This is a genomic window from Pandoraea vervacti (assembly GCF_000934605.2).
In the GTDB taxonomy this organism is placed as follows: Bacteria; Pseudomonadota; Gammaproteobacteria; order Burkholderiales; family Burkholderiaceae; genus Pandoraea; species Pandoraea vervacti.
Genome location: NZ_CP010897.2, coordinates 1712407 through 1736950 on the forward strand (window position 1 = coordinate 1712407; position 24544 = coordinate 1736950).

The following is a 24544-nucleotide window of genomic DNA, read 5'->3' on the forward strand; positions in this document are numbered from 1 at the left end:
CGACTTAGCTCGCGCTCGCCTCCGTCGCATTGTGGGCGTGTCCGAGGAACGCCTCCTGCTGACGGTTGAAGTCCGAGTACTGACGCTGCCACTCCGACGGTTGCGCAACCGGCGTCACCTGCACGGCCGTCACCTTGTATTCGGGACAGTTCGTGGCCCAGTCCGAATTGTCGGTCGTGATCACGTTCGCCCCCGATTCGGGGAAGTGGAACGTGGTGTACACCACGCCCGGCTGCATGCGGTCGCTGATGAGCGCGCGCAGCACGGTCTCGCCCGCGCGGCTCTGGATGCCGACCCAGTCGCCGTCCTTGATGCCACGTTCCTCGGCATCGTGCGCATGGAGTTCTAGCCGGTCTTCGCTGTGCCAGTGGTTGTTGTCCGTACGACGCGTCTGCGCCCCCACGTTGTATTGCGACAGGATCCGCCCGGTCGTGAGAATGAGCGGGAAGCGGCGCGTGACCTTTTCGTCCGTGGGGACGTACTGGGTGATGAGGAACTTGCCCTTGCCGCGCACGAATTCGTCGATGTGCATGACCGGGGTGCCTTGCGGCGCGTCGTCGTTACACGGCCACTGCACGCTGCCCAGGCGGTCGAGCTTCTCGTAGCTCACGCCGCGGAAGGTCGGCGTGAGGCGTGCAATCTCGTCCATGATTTCCGACGGGTGCGAGTAGTTCATCTCGTAACCCAGACGCTTGGCAAGCTGGATCGTCACTTCCCAGTCGGCATAACCGGCGCGCGGCGGCATGACCTGACGCACGCGCGAGATGCGACGCTCGGCGTTGGTAAAGGTGCCGTCCTTTTCGAGGAACGACGAGCCCGGCAGCAGCACGTGCGCGTATTTCGCCGTTTCATTCAGGAAGATGTCCTGCACCACGATGCATTCCATCTGCTCCAGCGCATGCGTGACGTGTTGCGTGTTCGGATCGGACTGGACGATGTCTTCGCCCTGGCAGTACAGACCCATGAAGGTGCCCGCGAGCGCCGCATCGAACATGTTCGGAATACGCAGGCCCGGCTCGGGTTGCAGCTCGACGCCCCATTCGGCTTCGAACAATGCGCGCGCGCTGGCGTCCGACACGTGACGATAACCCGGCAGTTCGTGGGGGAAGGCCCCCATGTCGCACGAACCCTGCACGTTATTCTGACCGCGCAACGGGTTCACGCCCACGCCGTCGCGGCCCACGTTGCCGGTGGCCATGGCGAGGTTGGCGATACCGATCACCGTGGTCGAACCCTGGGCGTGCTCCGTGACGCCCAGCCCGTAGTAGATCGCGGCGTTGCCGCCCGTGGCGTACAGCCGCGCCGCGCCGCGCACGAGGTGCGCCGGTACGCCAGTGTGCACTTCGGTCGCTTCGGGCGAGTTCTCGGCACGCGCGATGAAGTCACGCCATTGCTGGAAGGCACGGTCTTCGCAACGCTCGGCAATGAAGTCGTCCGCCATCAGGCCTTCGGTGACGATCACGTGCGCCAGCGCATTGATCATGGCGACGTTCGTGCCCGGACGCAGTTGCAGGTGATAGTCGGCATGGATGTGCGGGCTCTTCACCAGGTCGATGCGGCGCGGGTCGATCACGATCAGCTTCGCCCCCTGACGCAGACGCTTCTTCATGCGCGAGCCGAACACCGGATGACCGTCGGTCGGGTTCGCGCCCATCACGAGGATCACGTCCGAGTGCTCGACCGACTTGAATGTCTGCGTGCCGGCCGATTCGCCGAGCGTCGCCTTCAGGCCGTAGCCGGTCGGCGAGTGGCATACGCGGGCGCAGGTGTCCACGTTGTTGTTGCCGAATGCCGCGCGCACCAGCTTCTGCACGAGGTAGTCTTCCTCGTTGGTGCAACGCGACGACACCAGACCGCCGATGGAATCACGTCCGTACTTGGCCTGAATGCGCTTGAACTCCGAGGCGGCGTAATCGAGCGCTTCGTCCCACGACACTTCCTGCCACGGATCGGTAATCTTCTTGCGGATCTTTGGCGTCAGGATACGGTCCTTGTGCGTGGCGTATCCCCAGGCGAAGCGGCCCTTCACGCAGGCGTGGCCTTCGTTGGCCTGACCGTCCTTGTGCGGGACCATGCGCACGACTTCATTGCCTTTCATCTCCGCCTTGAACGAGCAGCCCACGCCGCAATAGGCGCAGGTGGTGATCTTGGCGTGCTCGGCCTGACCGAGATGGATGACCGACTTCTCTTGCAGCGTTGCGGTCGGGCAGGCGGCCACACAGGCGCCGCACGACACGCACTCCGAATCCATGAACGGCTGATCCTGGCCCGGCGAGACGCGGGCTTCGAAGCCTCGGCCCGAGATCGTCAGCGCGAACGTGCCCTGCGTTTCCTCGCAGGCGCGCACGCAGCGGTTGCAGACGATGCACTTCGAGGCGTCGTAGGTAAAGTACGGATTCGACTCGTCCTTCTCGCTGTCGAAGTGGTTGGCGCCGTCGAAGCCGTAACGCACTTCGCGCAGGCCTGTGACACCGGCCATGTCCTGCAATTCGCAGTCGCCGTTCGCCGCGCACGTCAGGCAGTCCAGCGGGTGGTCGGAGATGTACAGCTCCATCACGCCCTTGCGCAGTTCCTGCAGCTTCGGCGATTGCGTGCGGACCTTCATGCCGGGCTCGACCGGCGTGGTGCACGATGCCGGAAAGCCGCGACGGCCTTCGATTTCCACCAGACACAGGCGGCAAGAGCCGAACGGCTCCAGCGAGTCGGTCGCGCACAGCTTGGGCACGTTCACGCCGCCCTCGGAGGCCGCACGCATGATCGACGTGCCCGCAGGCACGGTGATCTGCTCGCCATCGATCTCCAGCGTGACTTCCTTGGTCGACTCGCGGCGCGGGGTGCCGTAGTCCTTTTCAAACATCGGGTCCATCATGATCGGGGCTCTCCTAGGCGGCCTTGGTCGGCAGATTCGACGGTTCGGCCGCGCCGAAGTCTTCGGGGAAATGATTCAGCGCAGACAGCACGGGGTAGGGCGTCATGCCGCCCATGGCGCACAGCGAGCCGTTGAGCATCGTGTCGCACAAGTCGCGCAGCAGCTTGATCTGCTTGGGACGGTCACGACCGTCGATGATCTTGTCCATGACTTCGACGCCGCGTGTCGAGCCGATGCGACACGGTGTGCACTTGCCGCACGATTCGATGGTGCAGAACTCCATCGCGTAGCGCGCAAGCCTGGCGAGATCGACGGTGTCGTCATGCGCCACGATGCCGCCGTGGCCGAGCACGGCCCAGAGCGCGGCAAAGGCTTCGTAGTCGAGCGGCGTGTCCCACTGCGATTCGGGCAGGTACGAACCCAGTGGGCCGCCGACCTGCACGGCGCGCAGTGGGCGACCGGTGATCGATCCGCCGCCGTAGTCGTACAGAATTTCGCGCAGCGTGACACCGAAGGCTTTCTCGATGAGGCCGCCGTGCTTGATGTTGCCCGCGAGCTGGATGGGCAGGGTGCCTCGCGAGCGCCCCATGCCGAAATGCTTGTAGAACTCGGCGCCGCGATCCATGATGATCGGCACCGAGGCGAGCGAGATCACGTTGTTGATGACCGTCGGCAGGCCAAAGAGACCTTCGATGGCGGGCAGCGGCGGCTTGGCGCGCACCACGCCGCGCTTGCCTTCGAGGCTCTCGAGCAGCGCCGTTTCTTCGCCGCAGACGTAAGCGCCGGCCGCCTTGCGCACTTCCAGGTGGAAGGTCTGGCCCGAGCCTAGAATGTTCTCTCCCAGGTAGCCCGCCTTGTTGGCGTTCGCGATCGCTTCGTTCAGCACGTCAATGGAATGCGGATATTCGCTGCGCACATAGATGTAGCCGCGCGTCGCGCCCACGGCGATACCGGCAATCGTCATGCCTTCGACCAGCACGAGCGGGTCGCCTTCCATCAGCATGCGGTCCGCGAACGTGCCCGAATCGCCTTCGTCCGCGTTGCACACGATGTACTTTTGCGCGGCGGGCGTGTTCAGCACGGTCTTCCATTTGATGCCGGTCGGGAATGCCGCACCGCCGCGACCGCGCAGGCCGGATTCCGTGACTTGCGCCACGATGGCTGCGCCGTCGAGCGCGAGGGCGTTGCGCAGGCCGCGATATCCGTCATGCGCGACATAGTCGTCGACCGAGACGGGGTCGGTGACGCCTACACGGGCGAACGTCAGACGTTCCTGGTTCTTGAAGTATGGAATCTCTTCGGTCAGGCCGAGGGCCAGCGGATGGTCGCCGCCACCGGTCACGTTCGCGTCGAACAGGCTTGCGACGTCGTCGACATCGACGGGGCCATAAGCGACGCGACCTGCGGGTGTCACGACTTCAAGCAACGGTTCGAGCCACAGCATGCCGCGCGTGCCGTTGCGGATCAGCTCGATATCGATACCGCGCTGGGCCGCTTGCGCAACGATGGCTTGCGCGACCTCGTCGGCGCCCAGGGCGAGCGCGGCGGAGTCGCGGGGAAGGTAGAGGCGCACCTTGCTGGGCGTGGCGGACTGGCTCATACGGCATCCTTGGCGCGGGCGACCAGACGGTCGAATTTCTCGGGGGTGACGCGCGCGTGCAGCTTGTCGTCGATCGTGATGGCGGGCGAGGTGGCGCACTGACCGAGGCAATACACCGGTTCGAGTGCGACATCGCCGCTGTGGCCGTGCATCGTGCAACTCAACACACGTTCGGCGTGCGCGACGAGCGCATCGGCGCCCATGCTCTGGCACGCTTCGGCGCGACAGATCTGGACGACGTGCCGCGGCGGCGGGCTGGTGCGGAAGTGGTGGTAGAACGTGATCACGCCATGGACTTCGGCGCGAGACAGATTGAGGGCATTGGCAATGACGGATACGGCATCCGGGGGAACGTAGCCGAAAGCGTCCTGAACGTCATGAAGGATTGGCAGAAGGGGGCCTTCCTGTGTGGCATGACTGTCCAGAATCGCTTGCACCGTCGCGATGGAAAAAGCCTCGCGCATGGCTGTTGTCTCCTGTGTGGCCCGCCGTGGGGAACGGCACGCCTGAGGGTGGTGATATGTTCTTGTCCTGCCCCGGGGCGAGAGACCCATTGGTCACATACGGAGACGCTGCTCGGGTCTAGCGATCAGCGCGGCGCCGTATGAGCGTGCGGCACATAGCCCCCACCATATGCCGCACGGGGTCGGTCTCTCGCCCGTTGCTTACTTCGTCAACCTTCGGTCAGTATGTGAAACACGATATATCATATACGGTATACGTGCAATAGCGTGACAAGCGGTTTCGCGGGATCGTTTACCCCAATTCGGAACGCCGGTTCCGATGAGGCGGGAGAGGGCAGGCGAGTGAGGTGCAACACGGAGGGCGCCGGAAGGCGGAGGGTGCCCCTATGTAGTTCGTCAAGCACTGGGGTCCGTTTTGGGTTGATAAAAAGTGCCGTCGCGTAGCATGGCAAAAAGGACGTCGCAGCGCCGGCGAGCCAGCGCGATAAGTGCCTGGTTGTGGCGCTTGCCCTGCTGGATTTTTCGACTGTAGTAAGCCCTTGAGATCGGGTCTCGCAAAGCCGCAAAGGCCGAGAGAAACAGGGCGCGTTTGAGTACCTTATTGCCACGTCGAGAGGGGTGTTCGCCGCGAATCGAGGCGCCAGAGCGCCGGGTCACCGGCGCTAGGCCGGCATAGGCCGCCAGGTGGGCGGCCGAGGCAAAGGCCTTGTGCGCCACCTCGGTCAGGAGTCGCGCTGCGGTCCTGAGCCCGACTCCGGGCATGCTGCTCAGGACCGGCCAAAGAGGGTTGCTTTGCACCAGGCGCTCGACCTCGGCGGCGATCTCGTCGCGTTGCTTGCGTAGGGCGGCCAGTTGCTGGGCCAGACGCGGCATGACCAGCGTGGCGGCATGAGTACCCGGCACGACTACGGTTTGTTCGGTAAGCGCCTGCGCGATGTCGGCGGCCAAGCTCTTGCCAATGCGTGGTGCGAGCTTGATCAGGCGATTCGCCAGCGTTTTTTGGCCCGCGGCCGCCAGTGCTGCGGGTGAGGGGTAGCGCTCAAGCAGATCGAGCACGGCGGGATGATCCAGGCGAGGTCCGAGCACGCGCTCAAGCGCGGGATGAATCTGCGTGAGCAGGCCGCGAATGCGGTTGCTGGTTTGGTTGGCTTGGGCGGCCAGGTCGTCGTCGAAGCCACACAGCATAGTGAGCTCGGCGAGCGGCTCATCGGCCAGACGCAATGAGCGCAGCGTATGCGGCATGGTGCGTGCGGCATCTGCGATGACGGCGGCGTCGCGCGCGTCGGTCTTGGCTTCGCCTGCGTGCAGGTCGGCGATGCGACGCATAGCCAGACCTGGCAAGTAGGCGACTAGCGTACCGGCGTCGCGGGCTACGGCCAGCGGCAGTGCGCCGATGGTAGCCGGCTGATCGACGACGAACAGGAGCTGGCCGTGGGCTTTCAACTCATCGATGAGGGCGCGCAGTTGGGTCTCATCGTTAGGCAGGGCCTTGTTGTAGAGGCGACGGCCGTTGCGATCGAGAGCGACGGCATGGTGGTGGCCTTTGCCGACGTCGACGCCGATGAAGACATCGACGGCGTCATGAAGTGGAAAGTTATGCATTGCAGTTGGCACAAAAAGTGAATTGGCCTGCAAGAACCCTGGTGGCAAGTCTCGGCATCCACGTTACGGACGGCGTCGGAATATCCGTGCCAAACCCCTATCAGCGATCACCAGCCACCCACCAGACCCGGTGACAACACCCCCCGGATCATGGTTACGACTGGGGGCGGGAATCATGCCGGGCCTGGCTGGCCAAAACCTCGATTATCGAGGTGCGAACATAGTAACGGGGGCGGGCGGAAGGCCCGCAGAGCGGGGGGGCGACCCGCGACGAGCAGAGCGAGAGGCCAGAAAAAAGCCAGTGGCATTTCCATGTCACTGGCTTTTTTCGTCGACGCGTGCACCACGCGCCTTGCAGACGTCGATTGCTTCGGTCGATCGCTTATTCGAGGAAGTCGCAGTGTTCTTCGACGAACGCGGCCAGACCCAGCGTGTGGTCGCGCGCAAGTTTTTCGGCGAGCTCCGTGTCGCGCTTCTCCAATGCGGTAATGATCTTCAGATGATCGACGATGGAGCGTGCTGCCCGGTCGTTCTGAGCGATCGTCACCTTGCGAATGGCGCGAACGTGAATGAACAGGTTCTTGATCGTATTGGCAATCGCCTGCGAGCCGCCGAGATTGATCAATGCCTGATGGAAGTCGATGTTCGCGTCGGAATACTCTTCAATATGATCCGTCGGCGGGGCATTGACGAACTCGTCGAACAAGTGACGCAGCTTGGCGATCTCTTCGTCGCTCGCGTTTTGCGTCGCCAGGCGCGCGGACATGCCCTCCAGGGCTGCCCACATCTGAATCATTTCGACGATTTCACGCTTGGTCTTGCGGATGATGAAGATGCCGCGGCGCGGCACCGTACGCAAAAAGCCTTCCTGTTCCAGCAAGGTCATGGCTTCGCGAATCGGCGTGCGCGAAACGCCAAGCACCTGGATGAGCTGACGCTCGTCCAGGCGAATCTCTTCCTTCTGGTTATAGATATCGGCATCGGCGATGGCTTTTTTCAGCAGCGCATACGCCTGATTACGAAAACTCGTAGTGGTGTCGATCGGCTCCAGTGCGAGTGGGGTCACGCGCACCGGAGTTGGGGTGATCAGGGACATGCAATAGTCTCCTAGGTATTACGGCCCCTTCAGAGGCGCAATGCTTGCTGCCCCACGAGAGTTGCCGGCTTCGAGACGAGTTTACCCGATTCATTTGCCTGCGTGGTTTCCGCCAGATAAGCGAAGCGGCCATTCGATTCGGCCTTTTCGAGCATTTTGGCGGGCAGGGCGACGAACAGATGAACCATCGCAACACCGGCGGCGAGGGCGGAAGCCAGGGCAAGCAGAGTAAGGGCAGCGACTAACATGGTGACACTCCAGATAAAAGTTGACGGGTCGTGTTGTGGGGGAGAACTTGCTTTGCATTGTATGTCGCGCCGCAACAAGTCTCAAGATATACCACATACCGAATATCAAAATTTATCGTTTTTCGGGACGTTCTTCAGGTCACACTGCGCTTACCCGGCTCGGATTTGTCTCTTTTTCCGATACTGTTCATGACGACGATGATGGCGATGCACCTCCTCGGATGTCCGTGCAGCTTGCAATGGTGCGGATTTCGGGACGCGGATGACGCGCGCGATTTTCAGTGTTTCTTGTCAGGCGCTTCGGTGGCGCAAATGCACGTTATTGCGTTGCCGCGAAACCACAGCTGGTTTTTCCGGCACCCCCGGCGCAACGTACAGGGATGCGGTAAAAAATCGGCCGCGACCGGAAGGCCGGTGGCGGCACGACAAGCCAATTCGGGAGCAGCCGCTGACGCTATCGACACGGCCATGTCGACCTCGCTGCACGGCCCTCTATATATAGAGGACCGAGAGGTTGGCGCCGAGACGCGATGTTTCGCGCCTCGGGTATACCTCGTGTTCGCGCTGTCTCCGGGAAACAACGCCGACGTCGACCCATGCCGGACAGTTCGACGACGCCGGTCAGGCGGCCTTCGCCAGGCGTTCCTGTGCGGCGGCAACGGCGTCGGGGCGGGTCATGAATTCGCGCTGTTTGATGAGCGCAAGCACAACGTCGAGCGTCGGCGTCGGCACATTGGCCAGACGTCCCATCTCCTGCACGACAGAGACCAGCGGGTCGATTTCCATCGCGCGATCGCGCTCCAGATCCTGAAGCATCGAGGTCTTGTGCGCGCCGACCGCGCCCGCACCGTTGATGCGACGCTCCACGTCCACGCGGAAATGCACACCGAACTTGTCGCCGATCGCTTTGGCTTCGAGCATCATGGCGCGCGCCACCGCCCGGGTCCCCGGGTCGCTCGCAATGATGTCGAGCGTGGCATGCGTGAGCGCCGAGATCGGGTTGAAGCAGAGGTTGCCCCAGAGCTTGAGCCAGATCTCGTCGCGAATGTTCTCGCGAATCGGTGCGTCGAGCCCGCCGGCGATCATCATTTGCGAGAGCTTTTCCACCCGTTCGGTACGCTCGCCGCTCGCTTCGCCGAGCGGGAATTTGTTGCCGTAGACGTGCTGGATCACACCCGGCGCGACGACTTCCGTGGCCGGATAGACCACGCAGCCGATGGCGCGCTCGGGGCCGAGTTCGCGCCACTGGCGACCGCCCGGATCGATGCTCTCGAGCGTCGTGCCTTCGAGCGCGCCGCCGTGTTTATAGAAGTACCAATAGGGAATACCGTTGACCGCCGTGACCACGGCCGTATTCGGGCCGATCAGCGGCTGCATCGCATCGAGTACCGACGGTACCGAGTGTGCCTTGAGGGCAATGACCACGTAGTCCTGATGCCCGAGTTCGCGCGCATCGTCGGTGCAGCGCAGATGGGCGACACGTTCTTCGCCATCGATGAGCAACTTGAGTCCGTTCTCGCGCATGGCCGCCAGGTGCGGTCCACGTGCCACCAGGCTGACATCGGCTCCGGCGCGCGCGAGTTGCACGCCGAGATAACCGCCGATGGCGCCAGCGCCATAGATGCAAATCTTCATGAAGTCTCTCCCTCCAAAGGTCAATCGAAACCCGGGCCTGGTATTGGGCCGCTTTATTCTTATGTTTTTTCTAATACCAAATGTTGTATATCGTATATCACAAGGAGAATAGCGCCAAGCCTTCGCGGGTCATTTGGTCTCATGGTTTCCCCGCAGGCGCCGGAAAAAAGGCGCTTTCGGGGCCTGGGGATGTGTGAGCGGGGCGGGCATGAATTGCACTTGTGAAATGCCTCGGCAGTCGCGACAACTGAATTATTACGGCGTGTTACAGCGGGTGATCGGATGGAGTGAGAATGATTGCTTGTGAATGAAATTCACAGAAATATCACTTTGTGCTCGTTTCAAAAATTCGCAAGGAGCCCGATATAAAAGGCCTGAGCGCCTTGTCGGGCAAGGTTCTCGGATCAGGTTAACTCCTTAGTGTTTTCGCATTGCGTTGTTGCGGCGCTCCGTCCTACAGTTGCGTTACTGTATCTAGCCGCCACTTAGGACAGTGCCTCGCGTGCCGTGGTCGTTTTCGCAGCAATGGACGAAAACGACTTCGGCACGCGAGGGGGAAAACGAGGACAGCAATAAATTAGTGTTGACTTATATCTGATATATCGTATATTTCGTTCGGTATATTTACGGGAGATGCAAGGGATTCCGTAGGCATCAGAGACAAGTCGACGAGGCTAAGACCTCGTAAAGCATACCCAGGGGGCGTAGACCCCATCCGGAAGGTGTTGTTGTTGTGAAGCTGCCAGACAACTGAAAACCGATGGAGGAGGTACAAGTGGAGACGACAAAGCAACACGGTAAGCAGTCACCGTTCGCGAGCCCGTGGGTCCAGCTCGTATTCGGCGTGATCTGCATGGCGATGATCGCCAACTTGCAATATGGGTGGACGTTGTTCGTCAACCCGATCGACGAGAAGTATGGGTGGGGCCGTACGGCCATTCAGGTGGCGTTCACGATTTTCGTCGTGACGGAAACCTGGCTGGTGCCGATCGAAGGGTATCTGGTCGACAAGTTCGGCCCGCGCCCGGTGGTCGTCGGCGGCGGTCTGTTGTGCGGCATCGCATGGGTGCTCAACGCCTATGCATCGTCGCTGCCGATGCTCTATTTCGCAGCGGCGGTCGGTGGTGTGGGCGCCGGTGCGGTGTATGGCACCTGCGTGGGCAACGCGCTGAAGTGGTTCCCGGATCGCCGCGGCCTGGCTGCGGGCCTGACGGCTGCCGGTTTCGGCGCCGGTTCGGCACTGACCGTGGTGCCGATCGCCAACATGATCAAGTCGAGCGGCTATGAGAACACCTTCCTGACCTTCGGGCTGGGCCAGGGGATCATCGTGCTGTTGCTGGGTCTGGCGCTTGCCAATCCGCCGGCATCGATCGAAGCGCTCAAGAAGCTGGCGCCGGGTGCAATGCGCTACAACGCCAAGCCGACCGAAGTCATGCGCTCCCCGGTGTTCTGGCTGATGTACCTGATGTTCGTGCTGATGGCTGCAGGCGGCCTGATGGCCACGGCTCAGCTCGGCCCGATCGCCAAGGACTACGGCCTCGATCAGGCGCCGGTCTCGATTCTCGGTCTCACGCTGCCCGCACTCACCTTTGCACTGGCCATTGACCGTGTGCTCAACGGGGTGACGCGTCCGGTGTTCGGCTGGATCTCGGACAAGATCGGACGGGAAAACACGATGTTCATCGCGTTTGCGATGGAAGCGGCGGGGATTTACGCCCTGGCGAAATTCGGCCAGCACCCGGTGGCCTTCGTGATCCTGACTGGTCTGGTGTTCTTCGCCTGGGGTGAGATCTACAGCCTGTTCCCGGCGACGTGCGCCGATACGTATGGTTCGAAGTACGCCGCCACCAACGCGGGCATGCTGTACACCGCGAAGGGAACCGCCGCGTTGCTGGTGCCGTTCTCGAGCATCATCACCGTGTCGACCGGTAGCTGGCAGGCCGTGTTCATGATCGCTTGCGCCATGAACGCCTTCGCTGCCTTCCTTGCCTTGTTCGTCCTCAAGCCGATGCGTGCCCGTCTGGCACAGCGTTACGCGAGCGACTACAAGGCGGAGTCGAGCGAGCCGGTGGTGAAGGCGGCGGACCTGAGCCGCAGCACCACGTAAGGCGAACGGGATACGTCATCTTGACGTTAAGTAGTACTAAGTAGAAAGCAGACTGGCTGGCTTGATTAGCGACATGTTTGACCGGCGTGCAACCCGAACCGTCACCGGTTCGGTTGCACGACCGGGTGAGCAAGTAAAGAGGCAGTAAAGGAATACCCACTAATCGTCAGACAAGACGACGCAACACTGAAACCGGAAAAATTGGAGGAGAGAATTATGTCCATTGCGATGACCGTGCCAGTCGGCAAGGCGGAAAACGATACGCTCGAAGACAACAGCCGACACGCGAACATCGTGTCCGAGGCAGCAACGACCGATGGCTTCCATCTGGTCATCGATGCCCTGAAAGCGAACGACATCGACACCATCTTCGGTCTGGTGGGGATTCCCATCACCGACCTGGCGCGTCTTGCACAAGCCGAAGGCCTGCGCTTCATCGGCTTTCGCCACGAACAACATGCAGGCCATGCGGCCGCCATCGCCGGCTACATGACGCAAAAGCCGGGCATCTGCCTGACGGTGTCCGCACCGGGCTTCCTGAACGGCCTGACGGCGCTTGCCAACGCGACCACCAACTGCTTCCCGATGATTCTCATCAGCGGCTCGAGCGAGCGCGAGATCGTCGACTTGCAGCAGGGTGATTACGAAGAAATGGATCAGCTCAATGCGGCCAAGCCGTATTGCAAGGCGGCCTACCGCGTGCTGCACGCCGAAGACATCGGCGTGGGCCTGGCCCGCGCGATTCGCGCAGCCGTCTCGGGCCGTCCGGGCGGCGTCTATCTGGACCTGCCGGCCAAGTTGCTGTCCCAGACCATCGATGCGCAGAAGGCCAAGGATTCGCTGATCCGCGTGATCGACGCCGCACCGCGTCAGATCCCGGCGCAAGACGCCGTGCAGCGTGCACTCGACGTCATCAAGGGCGCCAAGCGTCCGCTGATCCTGCTGGGCAAGGGGGCGTCGTACGCTCAGGCCGACGAGGATATCCGCGCGCTCATCGAAAAGACCGGCATTCCGTACCTGCCGATGTCGATGGCCAAGGGCCTGCTGCCCGACACGCACGAGCAATCGGCTGCCGCTGCACGTTCGTTCGTGCTCCAAGAGGCCGATGTCGTCGTGCTGATCGGCGCGCGCCTGAACTGGCTGCTCGCGCACGGCAAGGGCAAGACCTGGGGCGCCGCACCGAAGAAGTTCGTGCAGATCGACATTTCGCCGACGGAAATCGACAGCAACGTCGCCATTGCGGCGCCAGTGATTGGTGACATCGGCTCGTGCGTGAAGGCACTGCTCGGCGGCATCGACGCCAACTTCGGCAAGCCGTCGGCCGAGTGGACCGGCGCGATTGCGGAGCGCAAGAACAAGAACCTGGCGAAGATGGCGGCAACGCTGGCGCAGAATCCGTCGCCGATGAACTTCCACAGCGCACTCGGCGCGATTCGCGATGTCCTCAAGAAGCACCCGGACATCAACCTCGTCAACGAAGGCGCGAATACGCTCGACTACGCACGCAGCATCATCGACCAGTATCAGCCGCGCAAGCGCTTCGACTCGGGTACCTGGGGCGTGATGGGCATCGGCATGGGCTTCGCGATTGGCGCGGCAGTCACTAGCGGTCTGCCGGTCGTGGCCATCGAAGGCGACAGCGCGTTCGGCTTCAGCGGCATGGAACTGGAAACCATTTGCCGCTACGAGCTGCCGGTGACCACCATCATCTTCAATAACAACGGCGTGTACCGCGGCACCGACGTGAACCCGACGGGCGGCAAGGACGTGGCCCCGACGGTGTTCGTCAAGGGCGCGCGCTACGACAAGATGATCGAAGCATTCGGTGGCATTGGTTACAACGTGACCACGCCGGCCGAGCTGACCCGCGCGTTGGAGGAGTCCATCGCTTCGGGCAAGCCCACGCTCATCAACGCTGTGATCGACGAATCCGCCGGTACGGAAAGCGGCCGTCTGACGAATCTGAATCCGCAAAGCGCGGCAATGAAAAAGTAAGTGCCGAGTCAATCAAGGAGACATGACATGAGCAAACCCCTCGAAGGAATCAAGATCATCGACTTCACGCACGTGCAGGCCGGCCCCGCCTGTACCCAGCTGCTGGCATGGTTCGGCGCTGACGTGATCAAGGTGGAACGCCCGGGTTCGGGCGACGTGACGCGCAGCCAGCTGCGCGACATCCCCGACGCCGATGCCTTGTACTTCACGATGCTCAACAGCAACAAGCGCTCGCTGACGCTGGACACGAAGACGCCGGAAGGCAAGGAAGTGCTCGAGAAGCTGGTGAAGGAGTCGGACGTTCTGGTCGAAAACTTCGCCCCGGGCGCACTGGACCGCATGGGCTTCACGTGGGAGCGCCTGAACGAGCTCAACCCGAAGCTCATCGTGGCATCGGTCAAGGGCTTCTCGGACGGCCACCACTACGATGACCTGAAGGTCTATGAAAACGTGGCGCAGTGCGCCGGCGGCGCCGCGTCGACGACGGGCTTCTGGGACGGTCCTCCGACGGTGTCGGCCGCAGCGCTGGGCGACAGCAACACCGGCATGCACCTGGCCATCGGTATTCTGACGGCGCTCATCGGCCGTGGTCAGACGGGGCGTGGTCAGAAGGTGGCCGTCTCGATGCAGGACTCGGTCATCAACCTGTGCCGCGTGAAGCTGCGCGACCAACAGCGCCTGGACCGTGTCGGCTATCTCGAAGAGTATCCGCAGTACCCGCATGGCGAGTTCACCGATGTCGTGCCGCGTGGCGGTAACGCCGGCGGCGGCGGTCAGCCGGGCTGGGTGCTCAAGTGCAAGGGCTGGGAAACGGACCCGAACGCTTACATCTACTTCACGATCCAAGGTCACGCCTGGGAGCCGATCTGCCGCGCGCTGGGCAAGCCGGAGTGGATCAGCGATCCGAACTACGCAACGGCGCAAGCCCGTCAACCGCACATCTTCGATATCTTCGCGACCATCGAAGAATGGCTGGCCGACAAGACGAAGTACGAAGCGGTCGATATTCTGCGCAAGTTCGACATCCCGTGCGCTCCGGTGCTCTCGATGAAGGAAATCGCCAACGATCCGTCGCTGCGCGCCTCGGGCACGATCGTCGAAGTGCCGCACAAGGAACGTGGCTCGTACCTGACCGTCGGCAGCCCGATCAAGTTCTCGGGTCTGAAGCCGGAAATCACGGGTTCGCCGCTGCTGGGCGAGCACACCGACGAGATCTTGGCCGAGCTGGGCTACAGCAAGGATCAGATCGCTCACCTGCACGCTGCCCGTTCGGTCTGAGTTCGCTTAGCGCCAACACGAGCAGACATGCCGCAAGTCCGGTTGCCGCCTTTGGGCGGCGACCGTGTGCGCGGTCGCAGGCAAGGGTTCATGGGTGCGGCTCCGCGTGGAGCAGGCACCCATTTTTATTTTCGGGACCGCGTTGTCCTCTAATTGATGTAATTTGTCTGCATGTTTGGCGGAGACGGGATCGTCCAGCCATTCGTTCCAGTCGTTCCGTTCGTTCGACTCGTTCAATTCGTTCGATCCGTACCGATCGCATTCCTCACAAGACCCTAGGAGACATCATGAGCGCATCCGTGGACGTCAATCAGCTCGTACAGGTGGTGGGCGACGCCATTGTCGTCGCCGACCCCTCTAACGTCATCACGCTCTGGAATTCGGGCGCGGAGAAGATGTTCGGCTTCTCTGCGGCGGAAGCCGTCGGGCAGCCGCTCGACATCATCATTCCCGACCGGCTGCGTGCACGTCACAACGAGGGTTATGCCAAGACGATGGCCACTGGGCAGACCAAGTACGGCAGCGATCTGCTCAAGGTCCCTGCGGCACACAAGGATGGCCGTGCGATGTCGATCGCCTTCACCGTGGCGCTGCTGCATGGCGAGCGTGGCGAGGTGACCGGCATCGTGGCCGTGATTCGCGATGAAACGGCACGCTTCCAGGAAGATCGTCAGCTGCGCAAACGCGTGACCGAACTGGAGGCGAAGCTGGCCGCGACGGCCAACTGATTCACGGGATTACGGGATTCCCGGGCAGGACGCAAAGCGTCTTGTCAACGAGGCAGGCGAAACAGCGACTGCCGGGACACTGCGAAGAAAGAGCACCGTTGCGTGATGCGCATCGGTGCTTTTTTTGTGCCTTCGCGCGATGCGCACGGTCTGCCGGGGGGAGGGGAGGGAGTGAATGGCGAATCGACAAGTATTTTGTATTCAATATATCCAACTGTCATTGATAACGCGCCCTCATCAAGCCGCCTGATTTCATCGCGGTGACACATGCCTGTAAACCCGTAGCCGCCGATCCGGCGCATTCCGTTGTTGCAATGCGGAGCGCCTTTGCCAATGGGCGTTCTCGAGATTCGTGCGAGAAATTGCCGCGATACAGCAAATCGCATTGGCAACAAAAAGCCGTTGATAAAATATCGTGTATGAAATACCGTATATCACAAGATTTGATCGACGAACGACATGGCGCCCGAAGAGGCGAGAACCGTTCTGAGATCCGGCGAGGCCCGCGACATTGGCGCCATCGAAACGCTAAAGCGTTCATCGGCGTCCCTCGCACACCCATTACATAAACGCCGTCGCATCAGGAGGAGACAAACCATGGGAAAGGCACTCGAAGGTGTGCGCATTCTCGACTTCACGCATGTGCAGTCCGGTCCAACGTGTACGCAGTTGCTGGCGTGGTTCGGGGCAGACGTGATCAAGATCGAGCGCGCGGGCCACGGTGACGTCACGCGCGATCAGCTGCGCGACATTCCCGACGCGGACAGCCTGTACTTCACGATGCTCAACAGCAACAAGCGCTCCATCACGCTGGATACGAAGCATCCGGAAGGCAAGGCCGTGCTCGAGCGCATGATTCGCGACTGCGACGTGCTCGTGGAGAACTTCGCGCCGGGCGCCCTCGATCGCATGGGTTTCACCTGGGAGCACATTCACTCGCTCAACCCGCGCATGATCGTCGCTTCCGTCAAGGGCTTCGGGCCGGGCCCGTATCAGGACTGCAAGGTCTACGAGAACGTGGCGCAGTGCGTGGGCGGTGCGGCGTCGACGACCGGTTTCGACGACGGCCCGCCCATGGTGACCGGCGCGCAAATCGGCGATTCCGGTACGGGCCTGCATCTGGCGTTGGGCATCGTCACGGCGCTCTATCAGCGCACGATGACCGGTCAGGGCCAGCGCGTGCTGACCGCCATGCAGGACGGTGTGCTCAACCTTTGTCGGGTCAAGCTGCGCGACCAGCAGCGCCTGGAGCGCGCGCGCGTGATGGAAGAGTATCCGCAGTACCCGAACGGGCAATTCGGCGACGCCGTGCCACGCGCCGGTAACGCCTCGGGCGGCGGCCAGCCTGGCTGGATTCTCAAGTGCAAGGGCTGGGAAACGGATCCGAACGCTTACATCTATTTCATTACGCAAGCGCCCGTATGGGGCTCGATCTGCAAGGTGATCGGCAAGCCGGAGTGGGTCGAGCATCCGGATTACGCGACGCCGCGCGCGCGTTTGCCGCGACTTCGCGAGATCTTCGACACGATCGAACAGTGGACGGTGACCAAGACCAAATTCGAGGTCATGCGCATTCTCAACGAGTACGACATCCCGTGCGGTCCGATTCTGTCGATGAAGGAAATCGCCGAGGACATGTCGCTGCGCGAGACCGGCACCATCGTCGAAGTCGATCACCCGACGCGTGGCAAGTACCTCACCGTGGGCAACCCGATCAAGCTCTCCGACAGCCCCACGCAGGTGGAACGCTCGCCGCTGCTCGGCGAGCACACGGACGACGTGCTCTCGGAATTCGGCTACAGCAAGCAGCAGATCGCCGCGCTGCGCGAAATCGGCGCGGTCTGACGCGCGAGGCGAACGTCAGCGGGGGCGATCACGCGTGGATCGCGCCCGACGCTACGCGAATCCGTGCCAGGTATGCCCCGCACACAAGGCGGGTATTGGGCAGACGTAAATGACTTCAAGACATCGCGTGAAGCGCGCCGTCGGCGAACCTTGCCGCGCCGCCTCATCGAAAAAGGAATGGCAAACGCATGAAGCTCTGGACTCGTTTCAAGACCGCACATGGTCGCATCGGCTTTGGCCTTTTGCAGGGCGATCACATTCTGGAACATCGCGGCGATCTCTACGATCAGCCGGTGGCGACCGGCGCGACGATTGCGCGCGACGCGGTCGATCTGCTATGCCCATGCGAGCCGTCGAAAATCGTGGCGCTATGGAACAACTTCCACGCGCTCGGCGCAAAGCTCGGCAAGGCCGCACCGTCGCATCCGCTGTTTCTCATCAAACCTGCCACCACGCTCAACGGTCCCGACGCCGTGATTCGGCGTCCGGCGTCGTATGCCGGGAAGATCGTCTTCGAGGGCGAGCTGGGTATCGTGATCGGCAAGCCGGCAAGCAACGTGAGCGAGGCGGCGGCGCGCGATTACATCCTCGGCTACACGCTAGTCAACGACGTTACGGCCGCTGAAATCATCGAGCAGGACGGCAACTTCGCGCAGTGGACGCGCGCCAAGGGTTTCGACACGTTCGGCTGTGTGGGCCCGTTCATTGCCGAGGACTTCGACTGGCGCGAGGCCGAACTGATCACGACGCTCGACGGCACGCAGCGCCAACGTTATCCGCTCGCGGACATGATCTTCAACCCGTGGCAGATCGTTGCGCGCCTGTCTCAGGACATGACCTTGCTGCCCGGCGATGTGATTGCGGTGGGCACCTCCATCGGCGTGGGCTCGATGAAAGAGGGCTCGCTGGTGGAAGTGAGCATCGACGCACTGGGCACGCTTGCGAACCGCATGGGCGGGTGATCGCCGCACTTCGTATTCGACGCAATTCAACGCAAACGCAACCGATTTCACGGTGATCGGCCGGGGTGGCAATGGCCTGAGTCGATCGCCCTTTTTCATTCGGCAGACCGCAACGATCCGAACGATCTGCCTGGCCGGGCAAGCCATCTCGGCCTATTTCGTGTCGCTGCCTGCGGGCGGCGGCGCGGCGCTTTTGTAGGCCATCATGCCGTCGATCAGCGCGGCGCCTTCCGAGAGCAGAAATTGACGGAAGGCGAGGGCGACCGGCGGCAAGCGCTTGCTGCGACGATGCACGACGTACCAGCTTTGCCATGCCGGAAAGCCCTGTACGTCGAGCACCGTCAGCTGGCCCGTCTGCAGCTCCATGCCGACGGTGTGGGCGGACAGGAAGCTGATTCCCATGCCGGCCACCACCGCCTGTTTGATGGTTTCCGTGCTCGCGATCTCCATCGCAATTTTCAGTTGTTGCGTGCGGTGGCCGAAGGCGTCCTGCAGGGAGTTCCAGGTGTCGGACCCGCGCTCGCGACTGATGAACGGCTCTTGTGTGAGTCGCGAAAACGGAATCTGCTTCTGACCGGCGAGGGGATGATCGGGCGGCGCCACGATGATGTACGGGTGAGGCGCGAACGCTTCGTTGATCGTGTCGATTTCGTGGGGCGGGCGCACCATCACCGCCAGGTCCGTCAGGTTCTCGGTCAACTGACGCAGCAGTTCCTCGCGGTTGTGCACCGTGAGATTGAGCGTGACGCCGGGATGACGCACGGTAAATGCCGCGAGCAGCCGGGGGAAGAAGTAGTCGCCGGCGCTGATGACCGCGACGTTGAGCTTGCCGCCGGTAATGCCCTTGAGGTGGTCCATCGCCTCTTCGGTTTCGCGAAAGAGCGCAATGATCGCGCGGCTGTAGTGAAGCATTTCGCTGCCCGCCGGGGTCAGGAAGATCTTCTTGCCGAGCTGTTCGAAGAGCGGCAGTCCGGCATGTGTCTCAAGTTGCTTGACCTGTGTCGAGACGGCCGGTTGCGTGAGGTGAAGCTCTTCGGCGGCGCGCGAAAAGCTCAGATGTCGCGCGACGGCTTCGAAGACTTTCAGTTGGCGCAGCGTGGCGTGTTTCATGCGGCGGGCATCCGGTTGGAAAAGGCTTGAGTCACGCTTGAATGAGGCGTGAATGAGGCCCGAATGAGGCTTTAAGACGTCGCTTGTTTGCGCGTCAAGGTATTCGGGAAGTATAAGTAATCGTTGATGGTTTGCATAATTAACTTTAACTGTCTTTTATATGTCGGGCTGCGTAATCTGCAATGGCAGCCCGCATGAAAGTGGTGTGACAGCAAGGCGAAGAACGCAGCTTTGGCAGGATTGGCAGCGTGAGTCGCAGCAGCAGGAGCAGCAGAGGCAGCGCCGTCACGTCAGGCATTGCGCGGGTTTGGACGATCACTATTTTGGGAGACGCCATCATGTCGGTCATCGAATCGCATATCAAACCCGCCGCCCTGGCACCGGTTGCCAACGCTCATCTGCACGCGTTCAACAACGCGTTCGTCGAACTGGGTCTGGACTGGTATTGGGATAACCACACCTACACCCGTTTGCTGCATACCACCGGCAACCAGGATTTGCCGCTGGCGTATCTCGAAGGCGCTTCGGCGCAGGCGCTGCGCATGGCCGAGCTGACGATGATCGGGGCCTACCTCGACGGACATCAGCCGCACCTGCTGCGCGCCTACGAGCCGGAATTCCTTTGCGACCTGATTCACTGCACGAAGGTGCGTTGCTTCGAAGCTGCCAATGAAGGCCGTTCGATGCAGGCGCCGCGAGCCGCAGCGGCCTGAGTTTCACAACACGACAGGGGCTCAGACCCCGAGACAATAACTATGCATATTGGCATTCCAAAGGAGACGGCCGGCGGCGAATCCCGCGTCGCGGCCACACCGGAAACGGTGAAGAAGCTGGTGAGCGCAGGTCATCGCGTCACCGTGGAGCATGGCGCCGGTGAGGCGGCGAGCGTGCCGGATGCGGCATTTGTCGCTGCCGGGGCGTCGAGCGGCAATGCCGCCGAAGCGTTCGGTGCGGAGATGGTGCTGAAGGTGCGTGCGCCGTCAGTCGCCGAGATTGCCCAGATGCGCCGCGGCGCGGTGGTCGTCGGCATGCTCAATCCGTTCGATGCCGAAAACAACGCGCGCATGGCGGCGGCCGGGATCATCGGCTTCGCGCTGGAAGCCGCACCGCGCACCACGCGTGCGCAGAGCATGGACGTGCTCTCGTCGCAGGCCAACATCGCCGGCTACAAGGCCGTGATGCTCGCCGCGAACCTCTATCAACGCTTCATGCCGATGCTGATGACCGCCGCCGGTACGGTCAAGGCCGCACGACTGGTCGTGCTCGGTGCGGGCGTGGCCGGCCTTCAGGCCATTGCGACGGCCAAGCGCCTGGGAGCGGTCATCGAAGCCTCCGACGTGCGTCCGGCCGTGCGCGAGCAGATCGAATCGCTGGGCGCGAAGTTCATCGACGTGCCCTTCGAGACCGACGAAGAGCGTGAAATCGCCAAGGGCGTGGGCGGCTATGCGCGCCCCATGCCCGCCGCGTGGCTGGCCCGTCAGGCGCAACTCGTGCACACGCGGCTCACGCAGGCGGACATCGTCATTTCCACCGCACTCATCCCGGGGCGCGCGGCGCCCACGCTCATTGCCGAAGACACCGTCAAGGCCATGAAACCCGGGTCGGTGATCATCGATCTGGCGGCCGGTCGCGGCGCGAACGGCGGCGGCAACTGCCCGCTGTCGGTGGCCGACGAAGTGGTCAAGGTGCACGGCGTGACCATTGCCGGATACACCAACCTGGCGGGCATGGTGGCCGCCGATGCCTCCGCGCTTTATGCCCGTAACGTGCTCGACTTCCTCAAGCTGGTGATCGACAAGGAAGGCAAGCTCGTCATCGATACCAACGACGACATCGTCAGCGCGTGCCTGATGTGCCGCGACGGTCAAGTACTGCGTGCGGCATAAGGGGGAGGCAGAACCATGGAATTGATCAATCACACGGTGATCAACCTGATCATCTTCGTGCTGGCGGTATATGTCGGCTATCACGTGGTGTGGAACGTCACCCCGGCCTTGCACACGCCGCTCATGGCCGTGACGAACGCCATCTCGGCCATCGTGATCGTGGGGGCGATGCTCGCCGCCGGTCTGACCGAAGGCAACCTCGGCAAGACGATGGGCGTCATCGCCGTGGCGCTTGCCGCTGTGAACGTGTTCGGGGGCTTCCTCGTCACGCAGCGCATGCTCGAGATGTTCAAGAAAAAGGACAAGGCCCCTGCAAAGGCGGCCAACGATGAAACGGCAGCAAAGGGAGCGCACTGACATGAGTATGAATCTTGTGACGCTGTTGTATCTGATCGCGTCGATCTGCTTCATTCAGGCGCTCAAGGGGCTGTCCAATCCGAAGATGGCGCGACGCGGCAACGCGTTCGGCATGATCGGCATGGCCATTGCCGCCGTCACGACGATTGCCCTGATTTTCGAATTGCGCAAGCTCTCGGGGGGCAACTACTCGGGTCTTGCGCTGATTCTGGCGGGTTTGGTCGTGGGCGGCGGCATCGGCGCCTTCGTGGCACGCAAGGTCGAGATGACGAAGATGCCGGAGCTGGTCGCCGCGATGCACTCGCTCATTGGTCTGGCCGCCGTGTGTATCGCCGTGGCCGCCGTGGCGGAACCCGCTGCGTTCGGCATCGTTGCCGCAGGTGAGGCGCTGCCGCCGGGCAACCGTATCGAACTGTTCATCGGCACGTTCGTCGGTGCGATCACGTTCTCGGGCTCGGTCATTGCGTTCGGCAAGCTCTCGGGCAAGTACAAGTTCCGCCTGTTCCAGGGCGCGCCGGTCGTGTTCAAGGGCCAGCACATGGTGAATCTGGCGCTGGCGATTGCCATGATCGGCTTTGGCGTGGCGTTCTTCACCACGCTGAGCTGGACGCCGTTCGTCATCATGACGGCCATTGCCTTCGTGCTTGGCGTGCTCATCATCATCCCGATTGGCGGTGCCGACATGCCGGTCGTGGTCTCGATGCTGAACTCGTACTCGGGCTGGGCCGCCGCAGGCATCGGCTTCTCGCTGAACAACCCCATGCTGATCATCGCAGGTTCGCTTGTGGGCTCGTCAGGCGCGATCCTGTCGTACATCATGTGCAAGGCCATGAACCGCTCGTTTTTCAACGTGATTCTGGGCGGGTTCGGCGCAACGCCGGGGGCTGCGGCAGCCGGGGGCGAACAACAGCAGCGCCCGGTCAAATCCGGCTCCCCCGATGACGCAGCGTTCCTCATGAGCAACGCCGAATCGCTGGTGATCGTGCCGGGTTACGGTCTGGCCGTGGCGCGTGCGCAGCATGCGCTCAAGGAATTGACCGACAAGCTCATCGAGAAGGGCGTGAGCGTGCGATATGCGATCCACCCGGTCGCAGGCCGCATGCCGGGTCACATGAACGTGTTGCTCGCCGAAGCCGAAGTGCCGTACGACCAGGTGCTCGAGATGGATGAGATCAACGGCGAATTCGGTCAGACGGACGTGGTGCTGGTGTTGGGCGCCAACGACGTGGTGAACCCGGCCGCGAAGAACGATCCGGCGTCGCCGATTGCGGGCATGCCGATCATCGAGGCTTACAAGGCCAAGACGATCATTGTCAACAAGCGCTCCATGGCCGCCGGTTACGCCGGGCTGGATAACGATCTCTTCTACCTCGACAAGACCATGATGGTCTTCGGCGATGCGAAGAAGGTGATCGAAGACATGGTCAAGGCTGCGGCCTGATCGACGCGTGTACGGGGCGCGCCGCGGCATGCGGCGCGCCTTGGCCATTTCGGTGGCTCACTTTCTCTTCAGGCAGGGCCCAAAATGAACGTATCGCTGAGACAACTCAAGGTCTTCATGGTGGTGGCGCGCAGCAAGAACTTCAGCCGCGCGGGCGCCGAAATCGGGCTGACGCAACCGGCTATCAGCCGCTGCATCAACGAACTGGAAGGGCAGCTCGGCCTGCGTCTGGTAGACCGCACCACGCGCGAAGTTGCGCTCACGGATGCGGGCGTCACGTTGGCGGGCAACCTCGATCGCGTACTCGACGAACTCGAAATCGCCCTGCTTCAGACGCACGGCGCAGAAGCGCGCACGACGGGGCGCGTTCGTATCGGCGCAGCCCCGACGATCTCCGCAACCCTCATGCCGCGTGTACTGCTCGCCTCACAGGCCACGTATCCCGACATCGCGCTCGCGCTCGTCGATCAGATGCAGCGCGCGGTGCTCGACAGCGTGCGCGCGGGCGACGTGGACTTCGGTATCGTGGTCGCCCCGCAAGGCGCCGACGATCTGACGACCGAGCATCTGATGAGCGAGCCGTTCTGTCTCATTTGCCGCACCGATCACCCGCTCGCCTCGCAGGCGGCAGTGCACTGGTCAGAACTCACCGGCGAGAATCTCGTGCTGCTCAACCAGAGCTCGGGCAGCCGTGCACTGATCGATCGCGCGCTCACCACGCAAAAGGTGCAGGGCACCATCACGCAGGAGCTGGGACACGTCAGCACCATCTTCCGCATGGTGCAGGAGGGGCTGGGGGTGAGCGTGCTGCCGCCGCTGGCCTTGCCGCTGCCGGAGAACTCCACGCTCGCGGTGCGTCCGTTGCTGCCCGCGTTCGAGCGCAACATCGTGCTCGTGCGTCGCAAGAACCGGTCGCTCTCGCCGGTGGCGCATACCGTGTGGGAACTGATTCATCGGGTCGTGCGTGAGCGCAACAAGGGATTCGCGATGGCAATGGAGCCGTCGCAAACTGCTTCGCCGATCTCCGCTAGCTGAATCTTCGATTCGAATCAAAGACTTGTGTCCCCTCATCAAGGGCTTGTCCACAGACTTGAACACAAAATCTGTGGATAAGCTGGCGGCGCTGGCGAGCGATTTGCCCGCGAGTGCCGCCGTCTGATAGCCTTCCCCAAAAATCCCATACCGATCAAGCGCTTGGGTTGGCGCGTCTGCCCGTTGTCCACAGCCTTGTGAACAAAAACGGTGGATAAGTCGATGCCGCCATGACGCGCGAGGACCGTTTTGGTGCGTTTCATGCGTTTGGTGCGTTTGGTGCGTTTGG

Annotated in this window: 18 protein-coding genes and 1 pseudogene; 11 read left to right on the plus strand and 8 right to left on the minus strand. The window is 62.2% G+C overall.

Translation table 11 applies throughout. From position 1 onward, the window contains the following. Positions 1–4: 4 nt before the first annotated feature. The 7 genes and pseudogenes from fdhF to UC34_RS07730 all read right to left on the minus strand — a co-directional run bounded on the left by fdhF (position 5) and on the right by UC34_RS07730 (position 9514). Positions 5–2869 (minus strand): formate dehydrogenase subunit alpha, encoded by a 2865-nt coding sequence (gene fdhF / locus UC34_RS07700; protein ID WP_157123074.1) that lies wholly within the window; start codon positions 2867–2869, stop codon positions 5–7. Positions 2870–2882: 13 nt separating this feature from the next. After that, the gene (locus UC34_RS07705) at positions 2883–4469 is read right to left on the minus strand and encodes a formate dehydrogenase beta subunit (protein WP_044455079.1); all 1587 of its coding nucleotides are present in this window, start codon (positions 4467–4469) and stop codon (positions 2883–2885) included. After that, positions 4466–4933 carry a formate dehydrogenase subunit gamma gene (locus UC34_RS07710; RefSeq protein WP_044455080.1) on the minus strand — a complete coding sequence of 156 codons (468 nt, stop codon included), beginning with the start codon at positions 4931–4933 and terminating at the stop codon, positions 4466–4468. The genes UC34_RS07705 and UC34_RS07710 overlap by 4 nt, the downstream gene beginning before the upstream one ends. Positions 4934–5329: 396 nt before the next feature. Beyond that, a pseudogene (locus tag UC34_RS07715) lies at positions 5330–6593 on the minus strand (IS110 family RNA-guided transposase). Positions 6594–6917: 324 nt separating this feature from the next. After that, complete coding sequence (locus UC34_RS07720) at positions 6918–7631, minus strand: GntR family transcriptional regulator (RefSeq protein WP_044455081.1); 714 nt, start codon at positions 7629–7631, stop codon at positions 6918–6920. Positions 7632–7660: 29 nt separating this feature from the next. Then, positions 7661–7879, minus strand: coding sequence for a hypothetical protein (locus UC34_RS07725; protein WP_044455082.1), 219 nt, complete (start codon positions 7877–7879; stop codon positions 7661–7663). Positions 7880–8500: 621 nt separating this feature from the next. Beyond that, positions 8501–9514, minus strand: coding sequence for a 2-dehydropantoate 2-reductase (locus UC34_RS07730; RefSeq protein WP_044455083.1), 1014 nt, complete (start codon positions 9512–9514; stop codon positions 8501–8503). A gap of 760 nt (positions 9515–10274) precedes the next feature. Here UC34_RS07730 and oxlT point away from each other — a divergent pair. From oxlT to UC34_RS07760, 6 genes are all read left to right on the plus strand, one after another. Then, positions 10275–11621 (plus strand): oxalate/formate MFS antiporter, encoded by a 1347-nt coding sequence (gene oxlT, locus UC34_RS07735; protein WP_044455084.1) that lies wholly within the window; start codon positions 10275–10277, stop codon positions 11619–11621. 216 nt (positions 11622–11837) lie between these two features. Further along, positions 11838–13616, plus strand: a complete 1779-nt coding sequence (gene oxc, locus UC34_RS07740; protein ID WP_237165269.1) for an oxalyl-CoA decarboxylase — start codon at positions 11838–11840, stop codon at positions 13614–13616. A 27-nt stretch (positions 13617–13643) separates the two neighbouring features. Then, positions 13644–14894: a formyl-CoA transferase gene (gene frc, locus UC34_RS07745; RefSeq protein WP_044455085.1), complete on the plus strand. Its 1251-nt coding sequence runs from the start codon at positions 13644–13646 to the stop codon at positions 14892–14894. A gap of 287 nt (positions 14895–15181) precedes the next feature. After that, the gene (locus tag UC34_RS07750) at positions 15182–15622 is read left to right on the plus strand and encodes a PAS domain-containing protein (protein WP_044455086.1); all 441 of its coding nucleotides are present in this window, start codon (positions 15182–15184) and stop codon (positions 15620–15622) included. A gap of 597 nt (positions 15623–16219) precedes the next feature. Beyond that, positions 16220–17467, plus strand: a complete 1248-nt coding sequence (gene frc / locus UC34_RS07755; protein WP_044455087.1) for a formyl-CoA transferase — start codon at positions 16220–16222, stop codon at positions 17465–17467. A 188-nt stretch (positions 17468–17655) separates the two neighbouring features. Continuing rightward, the gene (locus UC34_RS07760) at positions 17656–18429 is read left to right on the plus strand and encodes a fumarylacetoacetate hydrolase family protein (protein WP_044455088.1); all 774 of its coding nucleotides are present in this window, start codon (positions 17656–17658) and stop codon (positions 18427–18429) included. A gap of 153 nt (positions 18430–18582) precedes the next feature. On the opposite strand, the gene UC34_RS07770 is transcribed toward UC34_RS07760, so the two are convergent. Continuing rightward, complete coding sequence (locus UC34_RS07770) at positions 18583–19539, minus strand: LysR family transcriptional regulator (RefSeq protein ID WP_044455090.1); 957 nt, start codon at positions 19537–19539, stop codon at positions 18583–18585. Between the two features lie 338 nt (positions 19540–19877). Here UC34_RS07770 and UC34_RS07775 point away from each other — a divergent pair, with 338 nt between their 5' ends. From UC34_RS07775 to UC34_RS07795, 5 genes are all read left to right on the plus strand, one after another. After that, complete coding sequence (locus UC34_RS07775) at positions 19878–20252, plus strand: HAD family hydrolase (protein WP_052810940.1); 375 nt, start codon at positions 19878–19880, stop codon at positions 20250–20252. A gap of 42 nt (positions 20253–20294) precedes the next feature. Continuing rightward, positions 20295–21425: a Re/Si-specific NAD(P)(+) transhydrogenase subunit alpha gene (locus tag UC34_RS07780; protein ID WP_044455091.1), complete on the plus strand. Its 1131-nt coding sequence runs from the start codon at positions 20295–20297 to the stop codon at positions 21423–21425. A 15-nt stretch (positions 21426–21440) separates the two neighbouring features. Beyond that, positions 21441–21782, plus strand: a complete 342-nt coding sequence (locus UC34_RS07785; RefSeq protein ID WP_044455092.1) for an NAD(P) transhydrogenase subunit alpha part 2 — start codon at positions 21441–21443, stop codon at positions 21780–21782. A gap of 1 nt (position 21783) precedes the next feature. Continuing rightward, positions 21784–23223 carry an NAD(P)(+) transhydrogenase (Re/Si-specific) subunit beta gene (locus UC34_RS07790; protein ID WP_044455093.1) on the plus strand — a complete coding sequence of 480 codons (1440 nt, stop codon included), beginning with the start codon at positions 21784–21786 and terminating at the stop codon, positions 23221–23223. An 84-nt stretch (positions 23224–23307) separates the two neighbouring features. Continuing rightward, entirely contained in the window at positions 23308–24258 is a 951-nt protein-coding gene (locus UC34_RS07795) for a LysR family transcriptional regulator (protein ID WP_044455094.1), read from the plus strand. The last annotated feature ends 286 nt before the right edge of the window (positions 24259–24544 follow it).

What these genes read in the sequence shown, in the direction of transcription:
- fdhF (WP_157123074.1), bottom strand. Translation starts at nt 2,869, where the DNA reads ATGATGGACCCGATGTTTGAAAAGGACTACGGCACCCCGCGCCGCGAG.
- UC34_RS07705 (WP_044455079.1), bottom strand. Translation starts at nt 4,469, where the DNA reads ATGAGCCAGTCCGCCACGCCCAGCAAGGTGCGCCTCTACCTTCCCCGC.
- UC34_RS07710 (WP_044455080.1), bottom strand. Translation starts at nt 4,933, where the DNA reads ATGCGCGAGGCTTTTTCCATCGCGACGGTGCAAGCGATTCTGGACAGT.
- UC34_RS07720 (WP_044455081.1), bottom strand. Translation starts at nt 7,631, where the DNA reads ATGTCCCTGATCACCCCAACTCCGGTGCGCGTGACCCCACTCGCACTG.
- UC34_RS07725 (WP_044455082.1), bottom strand. Translation starts at nt 7,879, where the DNA reads ATGTTAGTCGCTGCCCTTACTCTGCTTGCCCTGGCTTCCGCCCTCGCC.
- UC34_RS07730 (WP_044455083.1), bottom strand. Translation starts at nt 9,514, where the DNA reads ATGAAGATTTGCATCTATGGCGCTGGCGCCATCGGCGGTTATCTCGGC.
- oxlT (WP_044455084.1), top strand. Translation starts at nt 10,275, where the DNA reads ATGGAGGAGGTACAAGTGGAGACGACAAAGCAACACGGTAAGCAGTCA.
- oxc (WP_237165269.1), top strand. Translation starts at nt 11,838, where the DNA reads ATGTCCATTGCGATGACCGTGCCAGTCGGCAAGGCGGAAAACGATACG.
- frc (WP_044455085.1), top strand. Translation starts at nt 13,644, where the DNA reads ATGAGCAAACCCCTCGAAGGAATCAAGATCATCGACTTCACGCACGTG.
- UC34_RS07750 (WP_044455086.1), top strand. Translation starts at nt 15,182, where the DNA reads ATGAGCGCATCCGTGGACGTCAATCAGCTCGTACAGGTGGTGGGCGAC.
- frc (WP_044455087.1), top strand. Translation starts at nt 16,220, where the DNA reads ATGGGAAAGGCACTCGAAGGTGTGCGCATTCTCGACTTCACGCATGTG.
- UC34_RS07760 (WP_044455088.1), top strand. Translation starts at nt 17,656, where the DNA reads ATGAAGCTCTGGACTCGTTTCAAGACCGCACATGGTCGCATCGGCTTT.
- UC34_RS07770 (WP_044455090.1), bottom strand. Translation starts at nt 19,539, where the DNA reads ATGAAACACGCCACGCTGCGCCAACTGAAAGTCTTCGAAGCCGTCGCG.
- UC34_RS07775 (WP_052810940.1), top strand. Translation starts at nt 19,878, where the DNA reads ATGTCGGTCATCGAATCGCATATCAAACCCGCCGCCCTGGCACCGGTT.
- UC34_RS07780 (WP_044455091.1), top strand. Translation starts at nt 20,295, where the DNA reads ATGCATATTGGCATTCCAAAGGAGACGGCCGGCGGCGAATCCCGCGTC.
- UC34_RS07785 (WP_044455092.1), top strand. Translation starts at nt 21,441, where the DNA reads ATGGAATTGATCAATCACACGGTGATCAACCTGATCATCTTCGTGCTG.
- UC34_RS07790 (WP_044455093.1), top strand. Translation starts at nt 21,784, where the DNA reads ATGAGTATGAATCTTGTGACGCTGTTGTATCTGATCGCGTCGATCTGC.
- UC34_RS07795 (WP_044455094.1), top strand. Translation starts at nt 23,308, where the DNA reads ATGAACGTATCGCTGAGACAACTCAAGGTCTTCATGGTGGTGGCGCGC.